Here is a 1,745-nt window from a genome sequence, read left to right as displayed (position 1 = left end):
GCTGGCGCCACACCCTCTGTGCTTCTCTGCTCTCGGGGGTCCGCCCCGCGCCGCTCGAATTCCCGGGCGAATTCCCGCGGGAAAGGCGAACTCAGTGAGCTCAGTGAGCTCGCGGACTCAGCGGACCTCGGCGGCCAGGTTGGCCAGCACCTGGTCGTGGATCCGGTTCAGGCCCTTCGGGGCGAAGGTCCGCTCGAAGAAGCCGCCGATGCCGCTCGCACCCTGCCAGGTGGCCGAGACGGTGACCTTCGACCGGCCCTCGCCGGCCGCCGAGACGGTCCAGGTGATCACCATGCTGGAGTTGGCGTCCTTCTCCACCAGCTGGTCGGGCGAGGGCGCCGAGACGGTGAACAGGCAGTCCCGCACGCGCTTCTCGGTGGCCTGCAGCTTCCAGTGCACCTGGGTGCCGGCGCCGGTGCCGCCGACCCGGACCTCGTACTCGCTGTACTGCGGGGGCAGCAGCTTCGGGCGGGTCACCTGGTAGTCGGCCAGCGCCTCGTACACCCGCTCGGGGGCGGCGTCGTAGTCCCGCTCGGTGGTGGCCTGCACCTGTCCCATGGCCTTGCTCTCCTCGTCCGTTTGGTCTTCCGATTCTCACCGGCAAGCCAATCACAGCGCCGGGGGCGCAGGCCGACCGGACGGCCCGCAGAGGTGGCGGAGCGGCGGGATAGGGTGGCCGGTGTGCTCGATCTGGTGACAGCAGTGCGCTACGTCGACCCGCTGCGGTCCGGCGGTTCCGTCCCCGGTGTGGTGGAGACCGACGACCTGGGAACCTACGTGGTCAAGTTCACCGGCGCCGCGCAGGGCCGCAAGGCGCTGGTCGCGGAGGTGATCGTCGGCGAGCTGGCCCGGCGGCTCGGCCTGCGCGTCCCCGAGCTGCGGCTGGTGGACTTCGATCCGGCCGTCGCCGCGGACGAGCCCGACACCGAGATCCAGGACATGCTCAAGGCCAGCGGCGGCCTCAACCTCGGGATGGACCTGCTGCCCGGCGCGCGGGACTACCGGCCGGGCATGATCCCGGTGGACTCCGCCGAGGCCGGGCGGGTGGTCTGGCTGGACGCCCTCACCGGCAACGTCGACCGCACCGTCCACAACCCCAACCTGGTGGTCTGGCACGGACGGCTCTGGCTGATCGACAACGGCGCCGCACTGATCTTCCAGCACCGCTGGGCCACCGCCGAGGCGTCGGTCGGCAAGCACTACGACCTCAGCGCGCACGCGCTGGGCGGCGCGGCCCCGGACGTCCGGCTGGCCGACGAGGAGCTCGGCCCGCTGGTCACCGTCGGCCTGCTGGAGGAGGTGCTGGCACTCGTCCCGGACGAGTGGCTGGCCGACGAGCCCGGCTTCGACTCGGTGGCCGCCGTCCGGCACGCCTACGTGACCCACCTGGCCGCCCGGGTGGTGCTCTCCGCGCAGTGGCTCCCGGAGGGCTTCGCCACCCCCGAGCAGCTGCGCGAAGCCGAACGCCGCCGGGAGGCCCGGATGCGGGCCGGCCGGCCCGCCTGGCTCCAGGAAGTCCCGGACCTGCACGGCAAGCCGTCGGTGGAGACGGGCTGGGACCAGCACGTCGAGTGAGTGGGCCGGGGCCCGCCCGTGGAAGTCGGCCGGGCGCGGGCCGGGCAGGGCCCGGGCGCGGAGGCCCGGAAACGACCGGGGGGCGGGCCCCCGAGGGGCCCCCGCCCCCCCGCGGAGTGTAGTTTGTGCCTCGGGCTCCGGGCCCCGCGCCCCACGGAGCGCCAGACTCG

General features: G+C 73.5%; 2 protein-coding genes. One reads left to right on the top strand and one right to left on the bottom strand.

All coding sequences use genetic code 11. The features are described from left to right. Positions 1–117: 117 nt before the first annotated feature. Positions 118–558 (bottom strand): SRPBCC family protein, encoded by a 441-nt coding sequence (locus ACFV6I_RS31340; RefSeq protein ID WP_063349600.1) that lies wholly within the window; start codon positions 556–558, stop codon positions 118–120. A gap of 123 nt (positions 559–681) precedes the next feature. On the opposite strand from ACFV6I_RS31340, the gene ACFV6I_RS31335 reads away from it, so the two are divergent. Continuing rightward, positions 682–1,575, top strand: coding sequence for a HipA family kinase (locus ACFV6I_RS31335; RefSeq protein WP_380428909.1), 894 nt, complete (start codon positions 682–684; stop codon positions 1,573–1,575). Positions 1,576–1,745: the final 170 nt, after the last annotated feature.

Source organism: Kitasatospora sp. NPDC059803 (assembly GCF_042732255.1).
In the GTDB taxonomy this organism is placed as follows: Bacteria; Actinomycetota; Actinomycetes; order Streptomycetales; family Streptomycetaceae; genus Kitasatospora.
This window is presented reverse-complemented; position numbering and strand designations above follow the sequence as displayed.